The following is a 24,717-nucleotide window of genomic DNA, read 5'->3' as shown; positions in this document are numbered from 1 at the left end:
GAGGACCGATGGAGACCGAGATCGAGGATCCGCTGCGCCTGGACCGGCAGGTGTGCTTCGCGCTGGCCGTGGCCAATCGCGCGGTGCTGGCCGTCTACCGTCCGCTGCTCGAACCGCTCGGGCTCACCCACCCGCAGTATCTGGTGATGCTGGCGCTCTGGGGCGAGGCGCCGATGTCGGTGAAAGCGATCGCCGAGGCCATCCAGCTCGACTCCCCCACACTGTCCCCGCTGCTCAAACGCCTCGAAGCCGCCGGGCTGATCAGTCGCGAACGCGACAGCAGAGACGAGCGCAACCTCGTGGTGAACCTGACCCCGGCCGGAGCCGAACTGCGCGCGAAGGCCGAGCGGATACCGCCCGCCGTCGTCCAACGCCTCGGCGTGACCCTGGCCGACCTCGAGCAGTTGCGCGATGTCCTCACCCGGGTGAACGAGGCGGCCCGCCGGTCGGTGCTCGCCGAGCCCCACGCCCCGTCCCCGAACCCAGGAGCCCGGTCATGACCCGACAGCAACGACGGCCAGGTCCGATCCAGTGGATCGGCTACGCCTTCGGCCGCCGCCTGCCCGATTCGATGCGTGAGTGGGTGCGCGACGACCTGACCGGCAGGTTCGCCGCCACCCGGCACGTGCTGCGCGGAATGGTGCCGTTCACACCGCTGTTCGCGGTGTTCCTGCTCTTCCCCGGCGAGCTGTGGCTGCGCGGCGCGATGGTCCTGCTGGCGCTGCTGCTTGCCCTGTTCTACACGATCGCTTTCATGCCGATGAACCGCGCGCATCGGCTCGCGAAGCACGGCTTGCCCGCGGATCTGGAGAATCCGCAGCGCGCGCAGCGCCGAGCGCTGGAACGAGCCAGGTACGCGGCTCAGCACCCACACTGAGCGCGCGGCTCGCGGCCACCGAAGGCGGGGTGTCGCCTGTCCGGCGTCCTCCCGTGTTCGCACCGCTGGCGCCGGACCAATTCGGCGCTGCCCGCGTCGAGGCGCTCGTCCGAGCCGTCCGCTAAGGGCTGGCGGCGAGGCCGACGAAGGCGGCGAACACCGCCAGGTGGACGCCGCCCTGCAGCAGCGTCGCCCGCCCCGGAACGATCGTCAACCCACCGACCACGACGGTCAGCGCCAGCAGCACCATCTGCGTCGCCCCCAAGCCGAGCACCAAGGGGCCCTCCAGCCAGATGCTGGCCACGGCGATCGCCGGAATGGTGAGGCCGATGCTCGCCATGGCCGAACCCAGCGCCAGATTGAGACCGATCTGCACCTGGTCGCGGCGCGCGGCCCGCACCGCGGCGATCGTCTCGGGCAGCAGCACCAGCAACGCGATCACCACGCCGACCGCCGATTGCGGCAGACCAGCCGACTGGACCGCCGATTCCACGGCGGGCGAGACCACCTTCGCCAACCCCACCACGCAGACCAGGGCGACCAGCAGCAGACCAAGGCTGGTGACGGCGTCGCGCACGGTGGGCGGCTCGACGCGCTCGTCGTCCTCGGCGACGACGCCGTCCGCCTCCACCGGCAGGAAGTCGTCCGGATGGCGCACGGTCTGCACCATCACGAACAAGCCGTACAGCGCGAGCGAGGCCACCGCGGCGAAGGCCAGCTGCGCGGGCGAGAACTCCGGGCCGGGTTTGCTCGTGGTGAAGGTCGGCAACACGAGGCTGAGCGTGGCCAGCGTCGCGACGGTGGCCAGCGCCGCACCGGTGCCTTCGGCGTTGAACACCGCCACGCGCCTGCGCAACGCCCCCACCAGCAGGCAGAGCCCGAAGATGCCGTTGCAGGTGATCATCGCCGCGGCGAAGACCGTGTCGCGAGCCAAGGTCGCGGTCTTGTCACCGCCCTGGGTCATCAGCGTGAGAATGAGCGCGACTTCGATCACGGTCACCGCGACGGCCAGCACCAGCGAGCCGAACGGCTCACCGACCCGGCGCGCCACCACCTCCGCGTGATGAACCGCCGAGAGCACCGCCCCGATCAACGCCACCACCACAACTGTCACCGCGACACCGGGCAGACTTCGGCCCCAGGTGACCGCGAGGGCGACAACGGCGAGCGATGGTACGAGCACGGTCCAACGGGCGATGAACAGACGGATCATGCCCACCATGGTCCCAGCAAATCGCCCGCATCCAGATCAGGCGACCAACGCCCCCACCCTGCCGCGGGCTCAGTCGTCCAGATCGATGCGCAGCGTGAGCAGGTCGGTGCCGACCAACCGGACGGCCGCGCTGTTGGCGCGCGGCAGGGCCGCCAACCGGGCACGCGGGTCGTCGTCGGGCAGCAGGTGGGCGGTGCCCGCGTGCCAGCGGCCGTGCAGCCGCAGCCGGACTCGATTGTCCGCCTTGATGTTCCGCACATACTGGGATCGCTCGCCGAACTCGGAGACCAGCCAGAATTCCCGGCCGATCTTTCGTCCGCCGATCGGAGTGATCCGCGGCTGACCGCTCACCCGGCCGGTGGTCTCCAAAAGAGTCTGCCCGGGCAGCGTACTGAGGATCGGATTGCCCAGTCGGCGCTGGAACGTCGTCACCACACGATGCTGGATATCGCGCAAGTTCGGCATGCCGCGACCGTAACACCGGGCGCACCCGTCGGCTGGCTTCGCCGCGTGTGCGATTCGGGCGTTGACCAGGGCACGGACCCGCACGCGGCGGACCGCGGCAGCCACAGGAACCGGGACGCAAACGCCCGCCCATCGCGTCGCGCAGTATCGACCGTCCACGCCGCCGCACGGAGCCGAACAGGGCACGCGGCGAGCAACCACGCGAGTCGCCATGCGCCGCAACAGCTCAATGTGATGCGCGCCATAGATCTCCGATCGGGCAATGCATCTCCTCCGCTGCCCCGGCCGACATGCGTGCGCGAGTGCCGCCCGCCGTCGCGCGCGCCGCTGCGTCCGATCCGCCATAGCGTGTTCCGGCCGCGAAAAGCACTGCCTGAACTGTGTTTTCCCGTCGTCCTGCTGGCGAAGCGATCGCGCGTGGTCCAGCGTTCGCGTCCGCGACGGCATGTCGAGGCGATGTCGTTACCGAAGAACATCCGACAAGGAATCGACCCCGCCCCGGTCGATAGGTGAGAATTTGGCGGTGCGCACCCAGTTCACTGCCGAGCTCATCGCGTTGACCAATGATCTGACGCTGATGTGCACGCTGGCCCACGACGCCGTCGAGCGTGTCACCGACGCGCTCGTCGACGCCGACCTCACCGCGACCTACGAGGTCTTCGCGCTCGACGAGCAGTTGCAGAAGATGTACGGCGCATGCGAGGCGCGCACCGTGGTGTTACTGGCGCTACAGGCTCCGGTGGCCCGCGACCTGCGGCACGTGGTGACCGCGATCCAGATCGCCGGTGAGCTGTCCCGCATCGGCTGGCTCGCCAGCCGGGTCGCCGACAAGGTGTACCAGAGTCACCCCGGACACGCTGCCGAGCAGCCCATCCTGGACATCCTCGCCGCGATGGGCAAGCTGGCGGCCGAGCGTACGGCTTTGGCCGGGCGAGCGGTCGCCGGTCGGCATCCGCTGCCGGAGGAGGAGACGCCCGCGGACCATTCGATGGAAACGCTGCACCGGCAACTGCATTCCGCGCTGCGCGACCCCGCGTCCCAGCCGTCCACCGAAGTCGCGATCGACAACGCGCTGCTGGGACACCACTTGGAGCGCTGTGCCGACCACACCGCGCGCATCGAGCGGCTCATCCGTTTCCTCGACACCGGGGTACCCCCGACCGCCCAGCCCACCGACGACGAGTGAATCCGCGTCCTACAGTGGAGCCGTGCTGTTCGACCCTGCGGCGGGGGCACTGATCTCGGACGGTGGACTGGCCACCGAGCTGGAGGCGCGCGGCCACGACCTTTCCGACGCGTTGTGGTCGGCCCGTCTGCTCGTGGACGATCCCGCCGCGATCCGGTCCGTGCACGAAGCCTATTTCCGGGCGGGCGCCGACATCGCGACCACCGCCACCTACCAGGCTTCTTTCGACGGCTTCGCCGCGCGCGGGCTGACCAGGGCGCAGACGGTGGAGCTGTGGCGACGCGGCGTGGCGCTGGCCCGCGCGGCGTGCGACGCCGAGGCCGCTGATCGGCGGCGCTGGGTCGCCGCCTCGGTCGGCCCCTACGGCGCCGCGCTGGCGGACGGATCGGAATACCGTGGCCGCTACGGGCGCACCGTGGCCGAACTGCGGGCCTGGCACCGACCGCGCATGGAGGTGCTCGCGGAGGCGGGCGCCGACCTGCTGGCCCTGGAGACCGTTCCCGACGTCGACGAAGCCGAAGCGCTGGTCGACCTGGTGAACGACCTCGGCGTGCCCGCATGGCTGAGCTACACCGTCGACGGCCCGCGCACCAGAGCCGGGCAACCGCTCACCGACGCCTTCGCGGTGGCCGCGGGCTCGGACTCGATCGTCGCGATCGGCGTGAACTGCTGCGCGCCCGCCGATGTCGCCGCCGCGGTCGAACTCGCCGCGGGAACCGGCAAGCCCGTGGTCGCCTACCCGAACAGCGGTGAGGACTGGGATGCGGCGCGCCGCCGTTGGACCGGCCCCACCCGGTTCACCGCAGGGCAAGCCAGGGACTGGTTCGCCCGAGGCGCACGGATCATCGGTGGCTGCTGCCGGGTCGGCCCCGCGCAGATCACACGCCTGGCAACGGAACTACGACGAACCCCGCCCGGCACCGGTTCACCCGACGCGGAAGCACCGGGCTGATCTCCGACGCGGCGGGTTCACGTCTCCTCGAGCATGGGGAAACGCCCCGAACCGAGCAGCCCCGCGATCGCGTCCATCTTCGCCTGCGGCGCGGCGTAGTCGGGATGCGCGCGCAGCACCGACGCCGCGTCGTGCAGCCCGATCATCTGCCGTTCGGCCTCGGCGGCGGTGCGCCCGCCCGCGCTGACCGGATGGCGCGCGTACACCGGACGGCTCCGGTCGACCCGTCCCAGCGCCAGAGCTTTGTCCACGCGGCGTGAGCAGCGGCAGAACGCCGCCGGGTCGACCAGGCCACAGGTCGAGTTCAGGAAGTTCCCGAGCCGTTTCTTGGCGCGCTCCAGCCGCTTTCGATAGGCGGCGGGAGTGATGTCGAGGATCCAGGCGGCCTCGGTGGAGTTCAGCTCGAACACGTCGCCGAGCACGAACGCGATCCGTTCGTCCCGGGCCAGGCATTGCAACATGCCTTGACTACAGGTGAGCCGCACCTCGGCAGTTAGAAGCACCGCTTCCGGTCCGCGATAGTCCGCCTCCGACAGACCGTCGGCCAGCCCGTCCCGGTAGGCGTCCAAGCTCAGTTCCGCGGCCTCCTGCGGGGTCTGCCGCCGCAGATTCAGCAGATGGTTGACGCCGATGCGGTAGGCCCAGGTGAGCAGCTTCGCCTCGCCGCGCCAGGTGTGCAGATGATCGAGGACGCGCACCATGATCTCCTGCGTCGCGTCCTCGGCCTCCGCGGGCCGCCAGACCATGCGCAGCGCCAGCCGGTACAGCGGGTCCTGCAACAGGCGCACCACCTCGGCGACGGCGTCCCGGTCGCCCGCGACCGCGCGGGCGACCATGGCCTTCTCGTCCGCCGCCACCCGCTCGTGCTCCGTGCTCATCCGGCCATCATTCGGCCCGCGCCGCGGTCGGCGCAAGCACTGCCGGGTCACAGCGCGGCCGAGATCACGCGCGAGCGGCGGCACCGACCAAGGCGTGCCGATCGAGCCACTGCGCGACCGCCCGGCCGATCTCGTCCGGCCGATCCTCCGGCGCGTGGTGGCCCGCCGGAGGGATCGCGACGACCTCGGCGCTCGCGAAGGTGCTCGCGGCCCAGTCGATCGCCTCCGCCGATCCCAGCCCGACGCCGTTCTCCAACGCCATCAGCAACTTGGGCACCTCGGGCGTAGCGGCCGCCCAATCGTCGTAGTTCCGCACCAGGGCGACCACGTCGGCGGGCTCGCCGTCCAGCGGGAACTCCCGCGGCCACACCAGCAGCGGCTTGCGCGAGGCCGGGGTCGGATACGGCGCCCGGTACACGTCGTGGTCCTCGGGCGACAGGTCGGCGACGCCCTTCGGCAGGTTGAACTCGATGAAGATGTTCTCCTCCAGGATCATCCGCTCCCCTTCCGCGGAGCGGAACTTCCGGAACAGCTCGGCGCCGAGCGGAGGCAGCTCGTCGAAGCGCATCGGCCGCAGGAACGTTTCGATCAGCGCGATCCCGCGCACGCGGCCGGGATGCCGCGCGGCCCAGTCCATGCCCAGCGCGCCGCCCCAGTCGTGTCCGACCAGCACCACTCGGTCCAGCCCGAGCGCGTCGAACCAGGCGTCGAGGTAGGCGGCGTGATCGGTGAAACGGTAGGCGCTGTCCGGCTTGCCCGACTCCCCCATGCCGATCAGGTCCGGCGCCAGCACCCGGGTCCGGTCGCCCACGTGCGGAATGACGTTGCGCCACAGATGCGAGGAGGTCGGATTGCCGTGCAGGAACACGACGGGGATCTCTCCCGCACCGGTATCGCGGTAGTTGATGAACGAGTCGATGACGTCGACGGTGGGCATGATGTGGTCCTTTCGGGTCCGGCTTTTCGCCTGCACCCGTTTGGACACAGGAATCACACCGCCTGTGACCGGATGTGAAGTGAGCATCGTCACAGCCCGTCGAACCGGTCGTCGCGAGGGCGGCAACTCTCGGATACATCCGTACTCATGCAGTAGATGTGTGGCCGAAACTGAAGATCGGCTGAGAAACTTTTCGAACCGTGCGAACGAACTTGCCAATTCGCGCGGCATCTATCTACTGTCTTGATACGTAGAACAAAGCGTGATCGAGACGGAGCGGATGCGTGCTGCAACCGGAGAGCGGCTTCCCGGGTCACCGGCGCCCGCCGGACATCGATCACCCCTGATCATCACGAGTGAGTCCGGAGCAGGCGCGGCTCGACACCTCGGGACCTCCCCCTCATCAGCCCCGTGGTGTCGTCCCAGTGCGGGCTTCGGAGTGGACAACCATCCGCACAACCGCGCGGCTCCACCGGCCTCCTCGTGATCACCGCCCCCGAATCGGCGCCGGCACGGCGATTCGGGGGCGGCCCCGTTCTCCGGCTCGGCAGCTCTGGCGCACGGCCCGTTACCGGCCAGCTGTGCCGAATCTCATACGCGCCGATCGGTTGCGCGAAGCCGGTCACTGGATACCTTTTCGCCGGTTACAGTTTCAAGTGGATTCGGCGTTAGGAAGTTCGATGAAGTCCACAGTGCAACGGCTGGCTCTGATCGGCATCATGGTGGCGACTTCCATCGGACTGGTCTCCTGCACAACCGTTCCGCCCGGCCAGTCGACCGCGTCGGGCTGCGGTTCCGGCGGACGGGCCTGCGCCGACGCGCCCGCCCCGATTCCCTCGCGCGACGCGCTCGCGCTGTTGAACGCGCTGCGCGTGGCCGACCGTGCGCCCAAGACCGGATACAGCCGTGACGAATTCGGGCCGCCCTGGTCCGACAACGTCTCGGTGCCCGGCGGCAACAACGGCTGCGACACCCGCAACGACATCCTCCAGCGCGACATGACCGACGTGACGTTCAAGTCGGGCAAGTGCATCGTCGCGACCGGAACGCTCGCCGACTTCTACACCGGAAAGACCATCGACTTCAAGCGCGGCACGAAGTCCTCCGACGACGTGCAGATCGACCATGTCGTCGCGCTCTCGGACGCGTGGCAGAAAGGCGCACAGAAGCTTTCCGCCGAACGCCGCCGCGACCTGGCCAACGACCCGCTGAACCTGCAGGCCGTGGACGGTCCGACCAACCAGTCCAAGAGCGACTCCGACGCGGCCGATTGGCTGCCGCCGAACAAGGGTTACCACTGCGCCTACGTGACCAGGCAGATCCAGGTGAAGACGGCCTACCAACTCTGGGTCACCGCGGCCGAAAAGGACGCCATGACGCGGATTCTCACCGCCTGCCCCTGAGTCCTAGGGGAACTCGATCACCACCTTCCCGAAGGGGTCTCCGGTGCGGAAATACCGGTAGGCCGCTTCGGCTTCCTCGAACGCGAACACGCGGTCGATGACGGGACGCATCCCGTGGGCGGTGATCGCTCGGTTCATCGCCTCGAACTGCGTCCGGCTGCCCACCGCGATGCGGCGAATCGACAGATACGACGTCCCGAACGGGTTGCCTACGGGCGCGTCGGTGGCGGGCAACGCGCCGATCATCGTGATCCGCGCGTTGTATCCGCCCGACCGCACGGATTTCGCCAGGGTCGGCATGCCCACCGCGTCGAGGATGTGTTCCACACCGTCGCCTCCGGTGCGGTCCAGCACGGCCAGCTCCCAGTCCGGCGTCCGGCTCCGATCGATCACCTCGTCGGCTCCCAGCGCGCGCAGCCGCTCGGCCTTTCGCGCGCTCGAAGTCACCGAGATGACATAAGCGCCAAGCATTTTCGCGTGCTGCACACCGAAAAGGCCCACCGATCCACTGCCGACGGTCAAGACGGTCTCGCCGGGCAGCACCGGCAGCGGCGTGGTCAGCGCCGCCCACGCCACCACTCCGGCGCAGGTCAGCGTGGCGGCCTCCACGTCGGTGAGATGGTCGGGCACGTGCACCACCGAATCCTCTTCCAGCACCGCGTACGTGGCGAGCATGCCGGGATAGGTGGCGCCGTACTGCTCGACCACGTGCGCTTGGCGCTGTGGCCCGTCGATCCAGCGGACGAAGTAGGAGGCGGTCACCCGGTCGCCCAGCGCGGCGCGCGTCACTTCCTCGCCCACGGCGATCACCGCGCCGACACCGTCGCTGAGCGGGACGACGCCCGGGGTCGCGGGCAGCGGATACGTTCCGTCCAGCAACATCAGATCGCGACGATTCAGTGACGCCGCCAGCATCTGGATCACCACTTGGCGTGGCCCTGGCTCTGGCATCTCCTGCGGCGCGACGGTCAGCGCGTCCGCCCCGCGCGCGGGTTCGAGATGATAGGCGACGGCCCGCATCACGCGACACCGATGTACTGGTGGTCCCAGCGGATCCGGCCCGCGTCGTCGAGCGCGATGACGTCGTATCCGCCGCCGACGACCGCCCCGTCGGTCTTCGTCACCATGTGCCAGGTCAGGCCGATCAGGTTCAGTGACAGACGAACCGCCTGCCCCTTGGGTACGAACACGTGCTCACCAGGGGCGACGAATTCCTCGTAGGCGCGATCCACGCGCCGGTCCAGCGCTTCGTAGCCGCGGATCTCCACGGTCGGGATCGGGAAGGACAGTCGGGCAAGCGCCTCCCGCATCTCCTGCGGCGGATCCACCAGTACCTGGGCGCCGTCCTCGGACCACAGTTCCCGGATCAGCTTGTGCCTGGCCTGCGCGTCGGATTCGTTCCACAGCGCGATGTAGCGATCGGCGAATCGGGACAGTTCCTGTGCATCGAGTTGATTGCTCATGGGACGGAGTCTTGCCGTCGTTCGGAGCCTGTGCGATTCCCCGCAAGGTATGGCGAAGCCGCCGCCCGACGCCCGATACTGCTGCCATGACGACGGCGGCCGAGTCCACCGGGTTCGCCCGGCAGCTCAAGCATTGGCGCACGCTGCGACGGGTCAGCCAGCTGGATCTCGCGATCCGCGCCGACACCACGCAGCGTCATCTCAGCTTCCTGGAACAGGGCCGCTCACGCCCCGGACGCACGATGGTGGTGCGGCTGGCCGAATCACTGGAGCTGTCACTGCGTGAGCGCAACGGACTGCTGCTCGCCGCGGGTTACGCGCCGGTCTTCCCCGAATCGGCGCTCGATACCGCGGAATTGGCGCCGATGCTGGAGGCGTTGCGGGCGATCCTGGACGGCCACCTGCCCTACCCGGCGCTGGTGGTCCGGCCGCACGGCGTCCTGCTCGCCGCCAACTCGGCCTTCGAGGTGCTCACCGAGGGCGCCGCGCCGTGGCTGCTGGAGCCGCCGGTCAACGTGCTGCGGCTCGCGCTACACCCGGACGGCTTGGCCGCCCGCGTGCTCAACCTGCCGGAATGGGGACGGCACGTCACCGAGGCGCTGCGCAACCGGATGGCCCGCAGCCCCGATCCCGCCTTGGACGAGCTGATCGCCGAGCTGGAGACGTATCTGCCCCAGGCCGAGCCGGGACCGGAACATCTCGGTTTCGCGGTGCCGCTGCGCCTGCGCTGCGCCGAAGGGGAATTGCGTTTGATCACCACGCTCACCTCCTTCGCCACCGCGGTGGACGTCACGCTCGCCGAGTTGCAATTGGAGGCGTTCCTGCCCGGCGACGAGCAGACCGCGCGAATTCTGCGCGACCGCGCGGCGCGATACTGAGCGGGCCCGCGCTCACCAGTGCAGCGCCGCGGCGGTCAGCCGCTGACGGACCAGCTCGACGTGCGGGCGGACAGCGGGTCCGGGGCGGCGCACCAGGAATGCCGTGTTGATCGGCGGGTCCTCCGGTTCCAACAGCGCGACGAGCGATCCCGAATCCAGTTCGGCGGCACAGAGATATCGCGGCAGCACACTGATCCCCGCGCCCGCCGCGACCGCCGCGGCGACCGCGCGCAGGTCGGCGACGACCACCGCGGCCTCGGCGGCAAGCCGGACGCCGAAGACGTGCCGCCAATACCGGCGCAGGATCGGCAGATCCGGGGCGTAACTGACCAGCGGAACATCGGACAACGCGACCGGGCCCTTGGTCCGCAACAGGTCGCCGTCGACGCGTGCGGCGACCTGCGGCCCGGCGACGAGCACGAACTCCTCGTCACCCAGCGGTTCGGCGACCACCGTCCGGCCTCTGGGCCGGACCGTCGACACCACCAGGTCGAAGTGCCCGGCCCGCAGCCCGCCGAGCAAGTCGTCGGTCAGCCCCGCGTGGACCGCCAGTCGGACCCCTCGCTCGACCAGCGGCGCCAGCGCGGGGAGCCCGTGCACCGCGAGGAACTCGGCGGGTCCGGCGAGACGAACGGCGGGCTGTGGCGCGGGTTCGGCCCGGTGGACCGGACCCGCCACGGTGTCCAGCGCGTCCAGCGGCGCGGCGATGCGCGCCGCCAGCTCGGTCGCCGCCGCGGTCGGCGCGACGCCGCGCGGCAATCGGTCGAACAGTCGCGCGCCGAGCCGCTTCTCCAACGCCTGCAATTGGCCGGTCACGGTCGGCTGGGACAAGCCGACCAGCCGCGCCCCGGCTGTGATCGAACCGGCCCGGTGCACGGCCAGGAAGGTGCGCAACTGGTTCAGATCCAGATTTCCATCGGAATCCCTATCGCTCACCACGCAACTCTATTCTGCCGCCGATAGCCGCACCGGAGGTCCCCCGGGTCGCTCGGACCCGAGGGACCTCCGGCCGACTCAGACCGACGCGAGCTCGTGCTCGGCGGGAGCGTCCCAGTCGATCCGGTAGCGCTGCTCCGGTCCCATGGTCTTCTCCGGTTTCATCACCGTCTTGGCCATGACCGGCATGAGCAACTGCATGATCTTGCGTCCCACCGGCCCCGGCGTCTTGCTGTGATTGATCTTCGCCGCGCGGGCCGCGACGCCTTCCACCCGCTCGCGCCGCAAACGCTCGTAGACCGCGAACGCCTCCGGAGCAGGCAGATCACGCAAGCAGCGGGCCAGCTGCACGGCGCTCTCGATCGCCAGCGACGCGCCCTGACCGGAGCTGTTGGACGGAGCGTGCACCGCATCGCCGACCAGCACCATCCGCCCGCGATACCAGTGCGGCACCGGCGGCATGATGTGCAGCGCGCCGACCACCTCCAATTGCTCCTCGGTGGTGCGCCGAGCGAGCTCGCCGCCGGGAGTGTCGTCGCCGTAGGTCTCGCGCAAGATCCGCAACCAGTGCGCGCTCGGCACCGCCCGCGCCGCGGTGAGCGACAGGTACTCCTTGTGCGGCAGGTTCGCTCCCCATGCCACCCGCCCGTCCCCGAGCGGCCAGTACAGGTAGTAGGCCCGCTTGCCGAACGCGAAGGTCATGGTGTCCGGAGGGATGTCGGCGTCGCACTCGGTGGTCGCGCCGAAGCCGAGCATGCCGGTGTAGTCGGGGCCGGGCGCCTTCGGGTCGATCAGCGTGCGCACCCGCGAGCGGATGCCGTCCGCGCCGATCAGCACGTCGGCGGTGGCTGTGCTGCCGTCGGCGAACTGGGCGGTGATGCCCGACGCGTCCTCGCGCACATCGACCAGGCGCTTGTCGTACTCGAACGGAACGCCCGCCGCCACCGCGTGCCGGTGCAGCGTTTGGTGCAGCTCGCTGCGATCGACCAGTTGCAGCGGCGGCATATCGGGGATGCCGGGCATGGCCAGCACCTTCGCGCCGACGGACATGTTCATGTTGCGGACCGGAAGCGCGATGGCGCGGACCGGGTCGCCCGCCCCGATGATGTCGAGCGCGGCGACGCCGTTCGGCGCGAGCGCGAGTCCGCTGCCGATGCCATAGGAAGGGCCGGGATAGGCCTCGTAGACGCGGGCGTCGATGCCCGCTTTGCGCAGGGCCGTCGCGACGACGGGGCCGGCGATGCCGCCACCGATCACCAGGGCGGTACGTGTTGTGGACATGGGTGTCTCCAGGATTCGTGCGATACGGGTTTCGGTTCCCGGACCGACACACGCGCCACCCACCCGGTTATCCTGTGGTTGCCAGCCTTGTAGCCGGGTGCGCGTTCGCGGGCGCGGTTCGAGACTGTTCGATCGGGCCCGGCGGCGGTGTTGCCGCACCTTCGCCGGGTCCGGTTTCTCGGCTAGTCCTCGGCCATCCCCCTCTCCACCATTTCGGCGACCTCCGACGGCAGCGCGCCGCGCTCGTGCCACTCGAGCCATTGCGCCAGTCCGGGGAAGGTGCCCTCGCTCAGTTCCGCGCGCAGCGAGCGCGTCCACGCCGCCTCGGCTTCGAGCATCGCCAGTCCGAACTCGGACTCGACGATGAACAGTCGCGGCAACGCGCCGGCGAGTTCGCCGAGTTCACGACGTACGGTCTCGATGGTTCGATCCAGCGCTTCGAGGCGGGTGGCGAGCAGTTCGACCACCTCGGCGGGCGGAAGCACCGCGAGAATCGACAGCCCCGCGACGAACCGATGCGGTTCCGGTTCCGGAGTCGACAGCAGTTCCCTGGTCCAATCGGCCATCTCGGCGCGACCCTCGTCGGTGATCCGATAGATGACTCGCTCGGGACGGGCGCCCGCCCGTTCACTGCCGACGACCTCGAGGAACCCGACCTTGGCCATGTTCTGCACGACCGTGTAGAGCGAACCCCATTTGATCGCCATGTCGTGGTCCTTGCCCCGGTCACGCAGGGTCTGGGCGATTTCGTAGCGGTGCATCGGGCGCTCGACGATCACGGACAGCACCGCGAGCGCCAGCAGGTTGTCGACCTTGCGTTTCTTCATCGCGGCACCTCCTCCTTACTCGTCTACGAATATACGTCTACGAGTAATCGACCGCAAGAGCGGTCAGGCGGGCACCGTTTCCTGCTCGCGCGCGTGGTCCTCCAGCAACTTCGTGGCGATGTTCGTCAGCGCCTGATCCAGCAGTGCGCGATCGGCCGGGTCGGCCTCGTTCCAGTCGTCGAGCCTGGTGTCGAGCCAGCGCCGCCAGGCCGCCTTGATCCGATCCATCTCGGCCGCACCGGAATCGGTGAGCCGCAAGCGTTTACCCTCTCGCGTCAGATAGCCCTCCGCGCCGACCTGGTCGTAGATCGGCTCGATCACCTCCTGGGGCACGCGGTGCGCCCAGGCGATTCCGGCCAGCGTGGCGTCACCGCGCACCCGGTCGCGCAGATACACCTGGCCGAGCGCCCATGCCTCACCGCGTGTGAGGTGGCTGTCCGCGTCGGCGAGGATGCGCGCGCCGATCGGATCCTCCGCCCCCGCTCGGTGCATGGTGCCCGCGATGGCGCGTTCCAGTTGCACCAGCCGATCGGGCGAGTCGGGCACCGAGAACCCCTCGCCCACATCGCCCGCCCCCGCCCGCGCGCTGTCACGCAGCGGCACCTCGGGCAGGAACCACGCGACCACGAATCCGGCCAGCACGATCGGAACGACCCAGAAGAACACGTAATCGATCGAGTCCGCGTACGCATCGATGATCGGCGCCGACTGTTCGGCGGGCAACGCGCGCAACGCCTGCGGGTCCGCCGCGACCCCGGGTGGCACCACGCGCACCTGAGCCAGCGCGGCGGCGAGGTTGGGGCCGATCTGGTTGCTGTAGAGCGTGCCGAAGATGGCCGTCCCGAAGGCGCTGCCGAGCGTGCGGAAGAACGTGACACCGGAGGTCGCGGTACCCAGCTGGGCGTAGGGCACGGTGTTCTGCACGACGATGGTGAGCACCTGCATCGCCAGTCCGATACCCAGGCCGAGGATCAGCATGTACAGCGACTCCAGCAATGTGCCGGTGGTCCGGCCCATCGTCGACATCAAGTACAGGCCGAGCGCCATGACCAACGTGCCCGCGATCGGGAAGTACCGGTAGCGGCCGGTCTTGCCGACCACCTGCCCGGAAAGGATCGAGGTGGTGAACAGGCCCACCACCAGCGGCAGCGTGCGAACACCCGACATGGTGGCCGAAACACCGTCGACGTATTGCAGATACGCGGGCAGGTAGGTCATCGAGCCGAGCATGGCGAAGCCGACGATGAAACTGAGGATCGAGCACACCGTGAACACCCGGCTGCGGAACAACCCCATCGGCAGCATCGGTTCCGCTGCGCGCAACTCGACCCCGACGAACGTGACGAGCAGGAAAGCCGCCGCGGCGAACAGGCCGATGATCGTCGGCGAGCCCCACGCGTACTGCTGCCCGCCCCATTCCAGGCCGAGGATCAGGCAGGAGACGCCCAGCGCCACCAAGCCGATGCCGAGGTAATCGATGATCGGCCTGGCCGCCGCGCGCACCCGTGGGATGGTGCGGGCCGCCAACGCGATCATCACCACCGCGACCGGCACGTTGACGTAGAAGCACCAGCGCCAGCTGGCGTGGTCGGTGAACAGGCCGCCCAGCGTCGGACCGATCACCGTGGTCACGCCGAATACCGCACCCAGCGCGCCCTGGTACTTACCCCGCTGCCGCAACGGGATGATGTCGGCGATCAGCGCCATCGACGTGACCATCAGTCCGCCCGCGCCGAAGCCCTGGATCCCGCGGGCGAGGACCAGCACCAGCATGCCGTTCGCCAGGCCTGCGACCATCGAGCCGACGATGAAGATCACCGCACTGATCTGGAACACCAGCTTGCGGCCGAACAGATCGCCGAGCTTTCCGGCGAGGGCGGTCGCCACCGCCTCGGCGAGCAGGTACGAGGTGACCACCCACGCCATGTGCCCCGCCCCGCCGAGGTCGGCGACGATGGTGGGCAGCGCGGTGGACACGATGGTCTGGTCCAGCGCCGCCATGAGCATGCCGAGCACGATGGTGCCGAATACGATGTTCGTCTTGGCCCTGCCCATCGGGGCAACAGGGTCCGCGGCGACAGCAACCGAACCGGCCATCAGCCCAGTATGGGCTTTTGCCGCGTCGATGGATATCCAGCGACACGGCAGCGAATCAGCCGGGTTCGCGCTCCGGCGCTTCCTCCGGCCGCTCGATGAGCGACATCGCGATGGGCACGAGCAGATCGACGAGTTCGGCCACCGACGGACGCGGGTCGGCGAGCACCCACTCGTGCGCCAGCCCGTTGATCGCGCCGATCAAGGCGCTCGCCCCCCACCCCGGCGTGCCGCGCACCCGCGAACCGGGAGCAACCACCGGAACCACGTGGGTTTCCAGCACGGAAGCCCACGCGTGCCTGCGTTCGCGGCGGTGCCGCTCCATCCGTTCGCTCACGCCCACCACTTCGATGAAGGCGACCTTGGCGCGGTAGGGATCGGCGCCGATCGACTCGAGATAAGCGGTCACCACGGCGGTCATCGCGGCGCGCAGGTCGAACCGCGGGTCGAGCGCGTCCATCCGCGCGACCACGGCCGCGGCCGCCTCGTCCTGGATCCGGTCGTACGCGGCGACCAGAACGTCCTCCCTTGTCTGGAACTCCTCGTAGAACTGACGCTTGGACAGACCCGCGGCGGCGCACACGTCGGCCAGCGAGCAATCGGCGTAACCGCGCTCGGCGAAGATCCGGGTGGCCGCGTCGAGGAACCGCTGACGCCGCTCGGCTTTCCGCTCCACGACGGCACGCCCGCCGTATTGCCTGCCCACTGTCGCCGTCATATCTCTCACCGTAGCGAAATCCCGGCGACCACGAACTACCTCGCATGCCTGGGCCGCCGCCCGATTCGTACTTGTGATCCGGGTCATGACGCCGCATACTCGGGTCCAGTCTGAAACCGATGGGGCTCACAAATGTTGCTCATAGAACGAAGAGGTTCTCGCGTGGTCATTTCCCGCAAGCACGCACCGAAGCTGCTCGCGGCGCTCGCCGTGGTGGCGGTGGGACTGCCCTTCCTCCCCGCCTCGGCAGCCGCCGAGCCCGCGCCGGACGATCCGATGGTCCAGCCCGCACTGCCGTTCCCCCTTCCGCCGCTGCCGCCGGGCTTCGACCCGGCGTTCTATCGCCCGCCCGCGCAGACCTACACCGACTTGTCCCCCGGCCAGATCATCGCCGCACGCCAGGTGAATCTGGCGAACCTGTCGCTGCTCCCGGTGAACGTGGACGCCTGGCAGTTGTCCTACCGCTCCACCAACTCCCGCGGCGAGGCCATCCCCGCCGTGGCCACGGTGATCAAGCCGCGCGGCTACGTCGCCGACCGGCCGCTGTTCTCCTACCAGATCGCCGAAGACTCGACCGGCAACTACTGCATGCCGTCGTATCAACTCCAGATGGGTTCCATCCCCGCGATCTTGACCGGCTCCGCCCTGGTGGCGGCCCAGTTCCTCGAGGTGCAGGCCGCACTGGCCCAAGGCTGGGCCGCGGTGATCCCCGACCACCAGGGGCCCGACTCGGCTTACGCCGCAGGTCCTTTGGCGGGCCGGATCACGCTCGACGGCATTCGCGCCGCGGAGAACTTCGCACCGATGCAATTGTCCGGGACCGGGACCAGGGTCGGCATGATGGGCTACTCCGGCGGCGCGATCGCCACCGGCTGGGCCGCCGAACTGAAGCGCGACTACGCACCCGAACTCAACGTGGTCGGCACCGCGGAGGGCGGCATCCCCGCCGACCTGTCGGCCGCATTGCGGATGGCCAACGGCAATCTCTCCGCCGGGCTGATCTTCGCAGGCGCGCTCGGCGTCTCGCGCGAATATCCCGAGCTGCGGAAATTCCTCGACGAAAACGCGAACGGCCTGGGCAAGCTCATGATCGCGGGCAAGGAACAACTCTGCGCGAGCTACCAGGCCGCGCTGTTCCCGTTCGCCGACAACCTCGGGATGCTGACGAAGAACCCCTTCACCGACCCCGCTGTCGCCGACGTGCTGCACAAGACGAAGCTCGGCAAGGCCGTGCCGGACATGCCGATGCTGATGTACCAGGCCAATGCCGACTGGTTGATCCCGGTCGGACCCGTCAACGAGCTCGTCGGAACCTATGCCCAGGACCCGGGCGCGCGGGTCGAGTACATCCGCGACCACTTCAGCGAGCACCTGACCCTGGACCCGATCGCGGCACCGCGCGCGCTGCTGTGGCTGAAGGACCGCTTCGCGGGCGCGCCGGTGGCCGGCGGCGTCACCATCACCGATGTCGGCTCGATGACGTTGGACCCCGCCACCTGGCAGGTGTGGAGCGACACGGTGGGCACCGTACTCGCGGCCGCCTTCGGGCAACCCATCGGCAGCGGCCGCTGAACGACCCGGCCGACAGCTCGTGTCGCGGGCGCGTTCCGCGACACGAGCTCTTGCGTCTGAGACGATCAATGCCGATATCTTCCCCGGAAACTTACTCCAGAGTAAGGTTGGCGCATGGCGTGGAAACCAGCTGAGATCCCGGACCAGACGGGACGCACCTTTGTCATCACCGGCGCGAACGGCGGCTTGGGCGCCGTCACCACGAAAGTCCTGGCGTCCAAGGGCGCGACCGTGATCATGGCCTGCCGCAACGCGGTCAAGGCGAAAGAGGTCGCCGCGGGCATCGACGGCGATGTCCGCGTGGCGGAACTGGACCTGGCCGATCTGTCCTCGGTGCGCAAGTTCGCCGACGACAGCGGCGAATTCGACGTCCTGGTCAACAACGCCGGCCTGATGAACATCCCGTTCTCGCGAACCAAAGACGGCTTCGAGACCCAGTGGGGCGTCAATCACCTCGGGCACTTCGCGCTCACCGGCCTGCTGCTGGACCGGATCACCGATCGGGTGGTCACCCTCTCCAGCATCGCGCACAAGCAGACGCCGAAGCTCTGGATCGACGACCTCGACTACGAAAAGCGCCGCTACCAGCGAAATCTCGCCTATGCGCAGGCCAAGCTGTGCAATCTGATGTTCGCCCGTGAACTGCAGCGCAGGCTGCGTGAATCCGGCTCCCGCAAGCGCTCCTACGCGGTGCACCCCGGTGTCTCGGCCACCGACCTCTTCGCGCACACCGAGACCCCGCTCGACCACATCTCCAAGCCGTTCATCCGCCTGATCGGGCACTCGCCCGCCAAGGCCGCGCACTCGACGTTGTTCGCCGCCACCATGCCGGACGCCGATCCCGAGACCTACTGGGGCCCGACCCGGCTCTTCGGCAGCCAGGGGCCGGTGAAACCCTCGTCGTCCACCCGCCTGTCGCAGAACAAGGACCTGTGGCAGCGGCTGTGGGCAGAGTCGGAGCGCAAGACCGGCGTCACCTACTCGTTCTGAGCGGAGCAACACCGGAGCAGTCAGCGGGCAACTGTTCGCCGGGGGCCCGGCTGTCGATGCGCCCGGAAGGGTCCGCGTCGTGCGCGCGGCCCCTGCGGTCGACCCGGGCTGACTCGTCGAGTCCACCGCAGGCGGAGTCCGGCCGCGTGCTCGGTGGCACGCGCCGGAGCGGACGCCCGATGCGCGTTGCCACATGGCGGCGAGCGGCACCACTCGTGACGACTGCGTGATTTGTAGCTGCCCGCTGCCACATCGGAAGCCACATCTGGCAGCGGCATGCGGCCGTCGTCTCGGCATCCGACACCGCCCCGAGCGCCGGTCCGCTCCGCACCGGTCGTCGCCTCGATGACCGTGGTCACAGCAGGCGCCGGACGGCGTACCTTGTTCTACGGCCCGCGTAGTAGAACGGGTACCGTAGAAGCCGTGTCCGCCTCACCCCGCCGCTCGGCACACAACCGCCCGGCCCTCATCGCGCTGGTGATCGTCGCCGCGCTGGGCTGCCTGGGACTGGCCTGGTGGCAGTGGGAACGGTACGAGTCCGCGACCGGCACCGCACAGAATCTCGGCTACGCGCTGCAGTGGCCCCTGTTCGCGGGTTTCGCCGTCTTCGCCTACTTCCGGTTCGTGCGGCTGGAACGCGAGGCAGGCGCACCAGAGGAAAAGAACGAGTCCGCCGTGGCTTCGCGGCGCGATGCACCCACAGCCAGGCGCGCCGCGAAGCCGATCGCGCCGACCGAACTCCCGGCGGGACTGCTGCCCGAGCGCCCGAAGGCCGTCCGGGATGAGGACCCCGTGCTCGCCGAGTACAACCGATACCTCGCCGCGCTGCACGCCGACGACATCGAAGAACAGGTCCGCACGGCAGGCCTGCACACCCGCGAGAGGAGCGCCGGTTGACCACCAGCGAGAATTCCACCGAGACCACCGCTGCCCCGGCCCGGGCCGGGAACGCCGCCAAGATCGGTCCGGCGCTGCTGCGCTATCGGGCGCTGGCCTGGATCACCGGCCTCTGGTTGCTGCTGCTCACCGGTGAGATGATCGCCAAGTACGGCTTCGACGTGGCCACCCCCAGCTGGATCGCGGTCGTGCACGGCTGGGTGTACTTCGTCTACCTGCTGGTCACCGCCGACCTCGCGGTCAAGGTCCGCTGGCCGGTCCTGCGCACCGTCGGCACCCTACTCGCGGGCACCATCCCGTTGCTGTCGTTCTTCGTCGAACACGTCAACGCCAAGCAGGTCAAGCAAACCTTCGGCGTCTGAGGCGTCAGCCTTCGGCGAGCGCAGCCAGCGCGGGCGTCAACTGGACCAGCGCCCGCCCGCGATGCGACACCGCGTCCTTCTGGGCGGGCGTCAACTGGGCCGCGGTGACATCGCCGCCTTCCGGGACGAACAGCGGGTCGTAGCCGAAACCGCCGTCGCCCACCGGCTTCCGCCCGATCGAGCCGGGCCATTCGCCGCGCACCACGGTCTCCGCGCCGCCGGGCACCACCAGCGCGCAGGTGGACACGAACCGCCCGCCGCGCCGCTCGTCCGGCACGTCCGACAGCTGTGCCAGCAGCAGCGCGTTGTTCGCCGCGTCGTCGCCGTGCTTGCCCGACCAGCGCGCCGACAGCACACCCGGCATGCCGTTCAACGCGTCCACCTCGATACCGGAATCGTCGGCGACGCAAGCCAATCCGGTGGCCGCGGCGCCGTCGCGCGCCTTGGCCAGCGCGTTCTCCTCGAACGTCGCGCCGGTCTCGGGCGCCTCGTCGTACGGGGGAACATCGTTCAATCCGACGATCTCGATCCCGGCGATGCCTGCCTCGTCGAGGATGCGGCGCAGTTCGTTCAGTTTCTTGGTGTTGCGGCTGGCCACCAGCAAACGGCGGGTCATCACTTCCTCTTCGACTCGGCGGGCTCGGGAAGCACACCGGGATATGGCAGCGCCAGCGCCTCTTTCTGCACGACGAACAGCTGCTCGCAGGACGCGAGCGCGGCATCGAGCAACTTGTCCAGCGTGGAGCGCGGGAAGGTGGCGCCCTCGCCGGTGCCCTGGATCTCCACCAGCGTTCCGGTATCGGTCGCGACCACGTTCATGTCGACCTCGGCGCGCGAGTCCTCCTCGTAGGGCAGATCCACCCGCACCCGGCCGTCGACCACGCCGACGCTCACCGCGGCGATCGCACAGGAGATCGGCTGCGGGTCGGCCAGCGCGCCCGCCGCGCCGAGATAGGTCACGGCATCCGCCAACGCCACGTAGGCGCCGGTGATGGCGGCCGTCCTGGTACCGCCGTCGGCCTGGAGCACATCACAGTCGATGGCGATGGTGTTCTCCCCGATCGCGGCGAGGTCGATGCAGGCGCGCAGCGAGCGGCCGATCAGACGGCTGATCTCCTGGGTCCGTCCGCCGATCCGGCCCTTCACCGATTCCCGCCCGCTGCGAGTGTGCGTCGCGGCGGGCAACATCGCGTACTCGGCGGTGAGCCAGCCCAACCCGGAATCACGCCGCCACGGCGGCACCCCCTCGGTGACGCTCGCGGTGCACATCACCCGCGTCTGCCCGAACTCCACCAGCACCGAACCAGCTGGATGCGTGGTGAAACCACGGGTGATCCGGACCTCGCGGAGCTCATCGTCCGCCCTGCCATCGGCTCGTCTCGACACGGCCACAGCCTACTGTGTTCAATTTGCCGCGACTTCGTCGCGGCGTGTTCGCGGCCCCTTCATGGCTCGCGTTTGCGCGACCGCCGCTTGCTCCTTCGTCGCGTACGCGACGGTCGCGCGAACGCGAGCCGGGCCGCGAACGGCGCATGCTCGGTCTCGCTTCGCTCGAAACCCGTGGTTGAGGCGAGCTGGGCGCGTTGGGGACGACGGTCGCTACCCATGGCGGAGCGGATGCGGCGCAAATTCGGTCCGTGTGCCCGCCGTGGTTCCGCACGCGGATACCGCCGTTGTCGCACCGCGAGCGGGAACGCGGATCGGCGAGGCTGTCACGGTTGCGTGGGATGGTCGGCACCCGGGTCGAGTCAGGCCGCGAATCGGTCGTCGAAGGGGACGTACGGACTCGGGGATCGGCGCGTCATTCGGCAGACCGGCGTGCTGCCGCGCGGGGTGTACAAGGCCGGTGACGCGGTTCCGCTCGTGAAGTTCACGTCATGCCCGGCGTTACCCGGGATCCGGTCAGAGATCGAAGGTTTCGCCCGGAGCCACCGCGTGCACGGGGCCGGTGAACTCTGCTTTCGCCTCGGCGATCACGTCCTCGCGGGAGGTCCACGGGGGGATGTGGGTGAGCAGCAGTTCCTTCACGCCTGCCCGGGCGGCGATCTGGCCGGCCTCGGTGCCCGAAAGGTGAATGCCGGGAGGGCGATTCGCCGGGTCGTGGGTCCAGGAGGCTTCCGCCATCAGGATGTCGGCGCCCTGCGCGAGTTCGTGGACCTGGGGGCACAGTGCCGTGTCGCCGGTGTAGACGAAAGTGCGTCCGGCGGCGGTGACGATCCGCAGACCGTAGGACTCCGGGGGGTGGTACATCCGGCGCGCGGTGACGGTGTGACCCGGCCCGAAGGAGATGGGCTCGCCTTCGACCCAGCGCCGCATGTCGATCACATCGGACCAGTCGTCGCATTCGCCGCCGACCTCGGCGGAGGCGTTGCCGATGCGCAACGAGGTGTCCGACGGGCCGCGCACGATCGCCTTGCCCTCCGGGGGCGTCGGGTGGTACCGGCGCCATACCAGCAAACCGGGCAGGTCCAGGCAGTGGTCGGCGTGCAGATGGGTCAGGAAGATGTCGACCTCACCGGGATCGGCATGGCGCTGCAACGCGCCGAGCACTCCCGGACCGAAATCGATCACCGTCGGCCGCATGTCCGGGCCGGTCAGCAGGTAACCCGACGCGGGAGAGTCCGGGCCGGACACACTGCCCGAGCACCCGAGGACGGTAAGGCGCATTCCCCCATGCTGCCACGCGGAATTCTCACTCAAGAAAGGATCCCCCCACATCTCCGGCGGGCCGCCCGGTCACCGCGGCGACGCGCCGATTCCGGCTCGGTCGCCGCGGCGGTTTCGTCGTGCATCTCCAGAGAGTACCCAGCCGGCCAGCAATCCACTCAACGCGCCGAATAGATGCCCCTGCCAAGAGATTCCGGGCTGTCCCGGCAGAACGCCCCACAGCAGCGACCCGTAGAGGGCCAGCACCACGAGACCGAGCACGATCTGCCCGACGTTGCGCGCGAACCAGCCACGGGAGATGAGGAAGGTCAGCCAGCCGAACACCAGCGACGACGCGCCGATATGCGTACTCCCCGTCGCCCCGGTGAGCCAGACGCCGAGCCCGGCCCCCAGCCAGATGATCGCGGTCGCGGCCAGCCCGCGGCCGATGCCCGTCACCAGGACCAGGAAGCCGAGCACCAGCACCGGGAGCGTGTTGCCGATCAGATGTGGCCAGCCGCCGTGCAACAACGGGGCGAACAGGATGCCGGTCAGCCCGTCGGCGCGGCGCGGCTCGATGCCCGCGTGGTCGAGCCGGCCACCGACGGCGGTGTCGACCCCTTCGACGCCGTACAGCACCGCCACGAACCCGGCGATCAGCACGCCGGCCCGCAGCCACAGTTGCTTGATCGCGGCGAAGCCCGCGGTGGCGGGCGGTGTGGGCACACCGGCGGGCTTGCCCAGCTGCCCACGAAGCGCAGCCAGCCGATCAGGGTCGAACGACGGCCCGAGTCCCGCGCCGGTCATGGCCACCTCCTCGCCGTGGCGGGGACGTGGCCCCGCCTCACCGAGGGTACCGGCGCGGCCGGGAATCAGGCCCAGAGCTGGCCGTCGAGCCGCTCTTCCGCCTCTTCGAGCGTGCCGTCGTAGGCCCCGGTCGACAGGTATTTCCATCCGCCGTCGGCGACCACGAACGCGATGTCGGCGCGCGTGCCCGCCTTGACCGCCTTGCGGGCGACGCCGAGCGCGGCGTGCAGGATGGCGCCGGTGGAGATCCCGGCGAAGATGCCCTCTTCGAGCACCAGTTCGCGGGTGCGTTTCACCGCGTCGTACGGGCCGACCGAGAAACGTGTGGTCAGCACGCTCTCGTCGTACAACTCGGGGATGAATCCCTCGTCGATGTTGCGCAGGCCGTAGACCAGTTCGCCGTAACGCGGTTCGGCGGCCACGATCTCGATGCCGGGCACCTTCTCCCGCAGGAAGCGGCCGGTCCCCATCAGCGTGCCCGTGGTGCCGAGACCAGCTACGAAATGGGTGATCTCGGGCAGGTCGGCCAAGATCTCCGGGCCGGTCGTCTCGTAGTGCGCCGCCGTATTCGCCGGATTGCCGTACTGGTAGAGCATCACCCAATCGGGGTTCTCCGCGGCGATCTTCTTCGCCAGCGCGACGGCCTGATTGGAGCCGCCCGCGGCCGGGGAATCGATGATCCTGGCCCCGAACATGGTGAGCAACTGCCGCCGCTCCACCGAGGTGTTCTCGGGCATCACGCAGACCAGCTGGTATCCCTTGAGCTTCGCCGCCATGGCCAGCGAGATGCCCGTGTTGCCGCTGGTGGGTTCGAGAATCGTGCAACCGGGCCGCAGCAGCCCGTCGGCCTCGGCCTGCTCGATCATCCGCAGGGCGGGCCGGTCCTTGATCGAGCCGGTGGGGTTGCGATCTTCCAGCTTGGCCCACAGCCGCACGTGATCGTCACCGTCCCATCGCGGGGACAGGGTGCGCAGCCCGACCAGCGGGGTATTGCCGAGAGTCGCGATCAGCGATTCGTAACGCGCCACGGGACGGGTCAGCCTCCGGCCACGGCGGGCAGGATCGTGACGCTGGCGTCCTCGGGCACTTCGGCGGCCAGCCCGCCCGCGAAGCGCACGTCTTCGTCGTCGACGTAGATGTTGACGTAGCGGTTCAGCTTGCCGTCCTTCAGCAGGCGCTCGGCGAGCCCGGGGTGGTTGGCCTCCAGGTCGTCGATCAGCGCCGACAGCGTGGCGCCCTCGGCCCGCACGCGCTTCTCACCTCCGGTGAGGCCGCGCATGATGGTCGGAATGGAGACGGTTACCGGCATGGGTACTCCTCGGTTTCGCGAACAGG

Annotated in this window: 27 protein-coding genes; 10 read left to right on the top strand and 17 right to left on the bottom strand. The window is 69.2% G+C overall.

The annotated features are described in order from the left end of the window. Nucleotides 1-8: 8 nt before the first annotated feature. Both ACIA5H_RS20170 and ACIA5H_RS20165 read left to right on the top strand, forming a co-directional pair. Entirely contained in the window at nt 9-500 is a 492-nt protein-coding gene (locus tag ACIA5H_RS20170; protein WP_397077047.1) for a MarR family winged helix-turn-helix transcriptional regulator, read from the top strand. Then, nucleotides 497-877: a DUF5313 family protein gene (locus tag ACIA5H_RS20165; protein ID WP_355075633.1), complete on the top strand. Its 381-nt coding sequence runs from the start codon at nt 497-499 to the stop codon at nt 875-877. Before ACIA5H_RS20170 ends, ACIA5H_RS20165 begins: the two co-directional genes overlap by 4 nt. Before the next feature lie 121 nt (nt 878-998). Here ACIA5H_RS20165 and ACIA5H_RS20160 read toward each other — a convergent pair whose 3' ends face one another. Together ACIA5H_RS20160 and ACIA5H_RS20155 are read right to left on the bottom strand one after the other, a co-directional pair. Beyond that, nucleotides 999-2,090, bottom strand: a complete 1,092-nt coding sequence (locus tag ACIA5H_RS20160; RefSeq protein ID WP_397077046.1) for a calcium:proton antiporter — start codon at nt 2,088-2,090, stop codon at nt 999-1,001. Nucleotides 2,091-2,159: 69 nt separating this feature from the next. Next, a complete protein-coding gene (locus ACIA5H_RS20155; RefSeq protein ID WP_355075629.1) occupies nt 2,160-2,555 on the bottom strand; it encodes a nitroreductase/quinone reductase family protein in 396 nt (131 codons plus the stop codon). A 523-nt stretch (nt 2,556-3,078) separates the two neighbouring features. Here ACIA5H_RS20155 and ACIA5H_RS20150 point away from each other — a divergent pair. Continuing rightward, on the top strand, nt 3,079-3,741 hold the full coding sequence (locus ACIA5H_RS20150) for a PhoU domain-containing protein (RefSeq protein ID WP_355075627.1): 663 nt from the start codon (nt 3,079-3,081) through the stop codon (nt 3,739-3,741). A 25-nt stretch (nt 3,742-3,766) separates the two neighbouring features. After that, nucleotides 3,767-4,693: a homocysteine S-methyltransferase gene (gene mmuM, locus ACIA5H_RS20145; protein ID WP_397077129.1), complete on the top strand. Its 927-nt coding sequence runs from the start codon at nt 3,767-3,769 to the stop codon at nt 4,691-4,693. Nucleotides 4,694-4,710: 17 nt separating this feature from the next. Here mmuM and ACIA5H_RS20140 read toward each other — a convergent pair whose 3' ends face one another. Beyond that, nucleotides 4,711-5,571 (bottom strand): RNA polymerase sigma factor, encoded by an 861-nt coding sequence (locus tag ACIA5H_RS20140; RefSeq protein ID WP_397077045.1) that lies wholly within the window; start codon nt 5,569-5,571, stop codon nt 4,711-4,713. Between the two features lie 64 nt (nt 5,572-5,635). Further along, nucleotides 5,636-6,595 carry a haloalkane dehalogenase gene (locus ACIA5H_RS20135; protein ID WP_379254120.1) on the bottom strand — a complete coding sequence of 320 codons (960 nt, stop codon included), beginning with the start codon at nt 6,593-6,595 and terminating at the stop codon, nt 5,636-5,638. Between the two features lie 593 nt (nt 6,596-7,188). Here ACIA5H_RS20135 and ACIA5H_RS20130 point away from each other — a divergent pair. Next, on the top strand, nt 7,189-7,911 hold the full coding sequence (locus ACIA5H_RS20130) for an HNH endonuclease family protein (RefSeq protein WP_355075622.1): 723 nt from the start codon (nt 7,189-7,191) through the stop codon (nt 7,909-7,911). Nucleotides 7,912-7,914: 3 nt separating this feature from the next. Here the strand turns inward: ACIA5H_RS20130 and ACIA5H_RS20125 are convergent, their stop codons facing one another. After that, a complete protein-coding gene (locus ACIA5H_RS20125; protein ID WP_397077044.1) occupies nt 7,915-8,931 on the bottom strand; it encodes an NAD(P)-dependent alcohol dehydrogenase in 1,017 nt (338 codons plus the stop codon). Next, entirely contained in the window at nt 8,931-9,374 is a 444-nt protein-coding gene (locus tag ACIA5H_RS20120; protein ID WP_356966910.1) for a hypothetical protein, read from the bottom strand. The genes ACIA5H_RS20125 and ACIA5H_RS20120 overlap by 1 nt, the downstream gene beginning before the upstream one ends. Before the next feature lie 86 nt (nt 9,375-9,460). On the opposite strand from ACIA5H_RS20120, the gene ACIA5H_RS20115 reads away from it, so the two are divergent. After that, entirely contained in the window at nt 9,461-10,252 is a 792-nt protein-coding gene (locus ACIA5H_RS20115; RefSeq protein WP_397077043.1) for a helix-turn-helix domain-containing protein, read from the top strand. Nucleotides 10,253-10,264: 12 nt separating this feature from the next. Here the strand turns inward: ACIA5H_RS20115 and ACIA5H_RS20110 are convergent, their stop codons facing one another. From ACIA5H_RS20110 to ACIA5H_RS20090, 5 genes are all read right to left on the bottom strand, one after another. Continuing rightward, nucleotides 10,265-11,188 carry a LysR family transcriptional regulator gene (locus tag ACIA5H_RS20110; protein WP_355075618.1) on the bottom strand — a complete coding sequence of 308 codons (924 nt, stop codon included), beginning with the start codon at nt 11,186-11,188 and terminating at the stop codon, nt 10,265-10,267. Nucleotides 11,189-11,266: 78 nt separating this feature from the next. Then, nucleotides 11,267-12,469, bottom strand: coding sequence for an FAD-dependent oxidoreductase (locus ACIA5H_RS20105; RefSeq protein ID WP_397077042.1), 1,203 nt, complete (start codon nt 12,467-12,469; stop codon nt 11,267-11,269). A gap of 182 nt (nt 12,470-12,651) precedes the next feature. Next, complete coding sequence (locus tag ACIA5H_RS20100; protein ID WP_397077041.1) at nt 12,652-13,296, bottom strand: PadR family transcriptional regulator; 645 nt, start codon at nt 13,294-13,296, stop codon at nt 12,652-12,654. A gap of 63 nt (nt 13,297-13,359) precedes the next feature. Continuing rightward, nucleotides 13,360-15,393, bottom strand: coding sequence for a DHA2 family efflux MFS transporter permease subunit (locus tag ACIA5H_RS20095; RefSeq protein WP_379254116.1), 2,034 nt, complete (start codon nt 15,391-15,393; stop codon nt 13,360-13,362). A gap of 55 nt (nt 15,394-15,448) precedes the next feature. Continuing rightward, nucleotides 15,449-16,108: a TetR/AcrR family transcriptional regulator gene (locus tag ACIA5H_RS20090; protein WP_379254115.1), complete on the bottom strand. Its 660-nt coding sequence runs from the start codon at nt 16,106-16,108 to the stop codon at nt 15,449-15,451. A gap of 162 nt (nt 16,109-16,270) precedes the next feature. Between ACIA5H_RS20090 and ACIA5H_RS20085 the strand changes: the two genes are divergently transcribed. The 4 genes from ACIA5H_RS20085 to ACIA5H_RS20070 all read left to right on the top strand — a co-directional run bounded on the left by ACIA5H_RS20085 (nt 16,271) and on the right by ACIA5H_RS20070 (nt 19,929). Further along, nucleotides 16,271-17,680: a lipase family protein gene (locus tag ACIA5H_RS20085; protein WP_397077040.1), complete on the top strand. Its 1,410-nt coding sequence runs from the start codon at nt 16,271-16,273 to the stop codon at nt 17,678-17,680. 114 nt (nt 17,681-17,794) lie between these two features. Then, nucleotides 17,795-18,670: an oxidoreductase gene (locus ACIA5H_RS20080; RefSeq protein WP_356966897.1), complete on the top strand. Its 876-nt coding sequence runs from the start codon at nt 17,795-17,797 to the stop codon at nt 18,668-18,670. Nucleotides 18,671-19,093: 423 nt separating this feature from the next. After that, entirely contained in the window at nt 19,094-19,567 is a 474-nt protein-coding gene (locus ACIA5H_RS20075; RefSeq protein WP_379254113.1) for a transcriptional regulator, read from the top strand. Further along, entirely contained in the window at nt 19,564-19,929 is a 366-nt protein-coding gene (locus ACIA5H_RS20070; protein WP_397077039.1) for a DUF3817 domain-containing protein, read from the top strand. The genes ACIA5H_RS20075 and ACIA5H_RS20070 overlap by 4 nt, the downstream gene beginning before the upstream one ends. A 4-nt stretch (nt 19,930-19,933) precedes the next feature. Here ACIA5H_RS20070 and rdgB read toward each other — a convergent pair whose 3' ends face one another. From rdgB to ACIA5H_RS20040, 6 genes are all read right to left on the bottom strand, one after another. Further along, a complete protein-coding gene (rdgB, locus tag ACIA5H_RS20065) occupies nt 19,934-20,545 on the bottom strand; it encodes an RdgB/HAM1 family non-canonical purine NTP pyrophosphatase (RefSeq protein ID WP_397077038.1) in 612 nt (203 codons plus the stop codon). Then, complete coding sequence (rph, locus tag ACIA5H_RS20060) at nt 20,545-21,315, bottom strand: ribonuclease PH (protein ID WP_355075601.1); 771 nt, start codon at nt 21,313-21,315, stop codon at nt 20,545-20,547. Before rph ends, rdgB begins: the two co-directional genes overlap by 1 nt. A 516-nt stretch (nt 21,316-21,831) precedes the next feature. After that, nucleotides 21,832-22,596, bottom strand: a complete 765-nt coding sequence (locus ACIA5H_RS20055) for a cyclic nucleotide-degrading phosphodiesterase (RefSeq protein WP_379254110.1) — start codon at nt 22,594-22,596, stop codon at nt 21,832-21,834. A 69-nt stretch (nt 22,597-22,665) separates the two neighbouring features. Then, nucleotides 22,666-23,382, bottom strand: coding sequence for a rhomboid family intramembrane serine protease (locus ACIA5H_RS20050; protein WP_379254109.1), 717 nt, complete (start codon nt 23,380-23,382; stop codon nt 22,666-22,668). A 65-nt stretch (nt 23,383-23,447) separates the two neighbouring features. Beyond that, nucleotides 23,448-24,410, bottom strand: coding sequence for a cysteine synthase (locus tag ACIA5H_RS20045; protein WP_355075595.1), 963 nt, complete (start codon nt 24,408-24,410; stop codon nt 23,448-23,450). An 8-nt stretch (nt 24,411-24,418) separates the two neighbouring features. Continuing rightward, nucleotides 24,419-24,691: a MoaD/ThiS family protein gene (locus ACIA5H_RS20040; protein WP_379254108.1), complete on the bottom strand. Its 273-nt coding sequence runs from the start codon at nt 24,689-24,691 to the stop codon at nt 24,419-24,421. Nucleotides 24,692-24,717 lie beyond the last annotated feature (26 nt).

The sequence above is a fragment of the Nocardia sp. NPDC051900 genome, from assembly GCF_044452545.1.
GTDB lineage: Bacteria > Actinomycetota > Actinomycetes > Mycobacteriales > Mycobacteriaceae > Nocardia > Nocardia sichangensis.
Note: the sequence above shows the minus strand (reverse complement) of the source record. Positions and strands in the feature narration are given on the sequence as shown.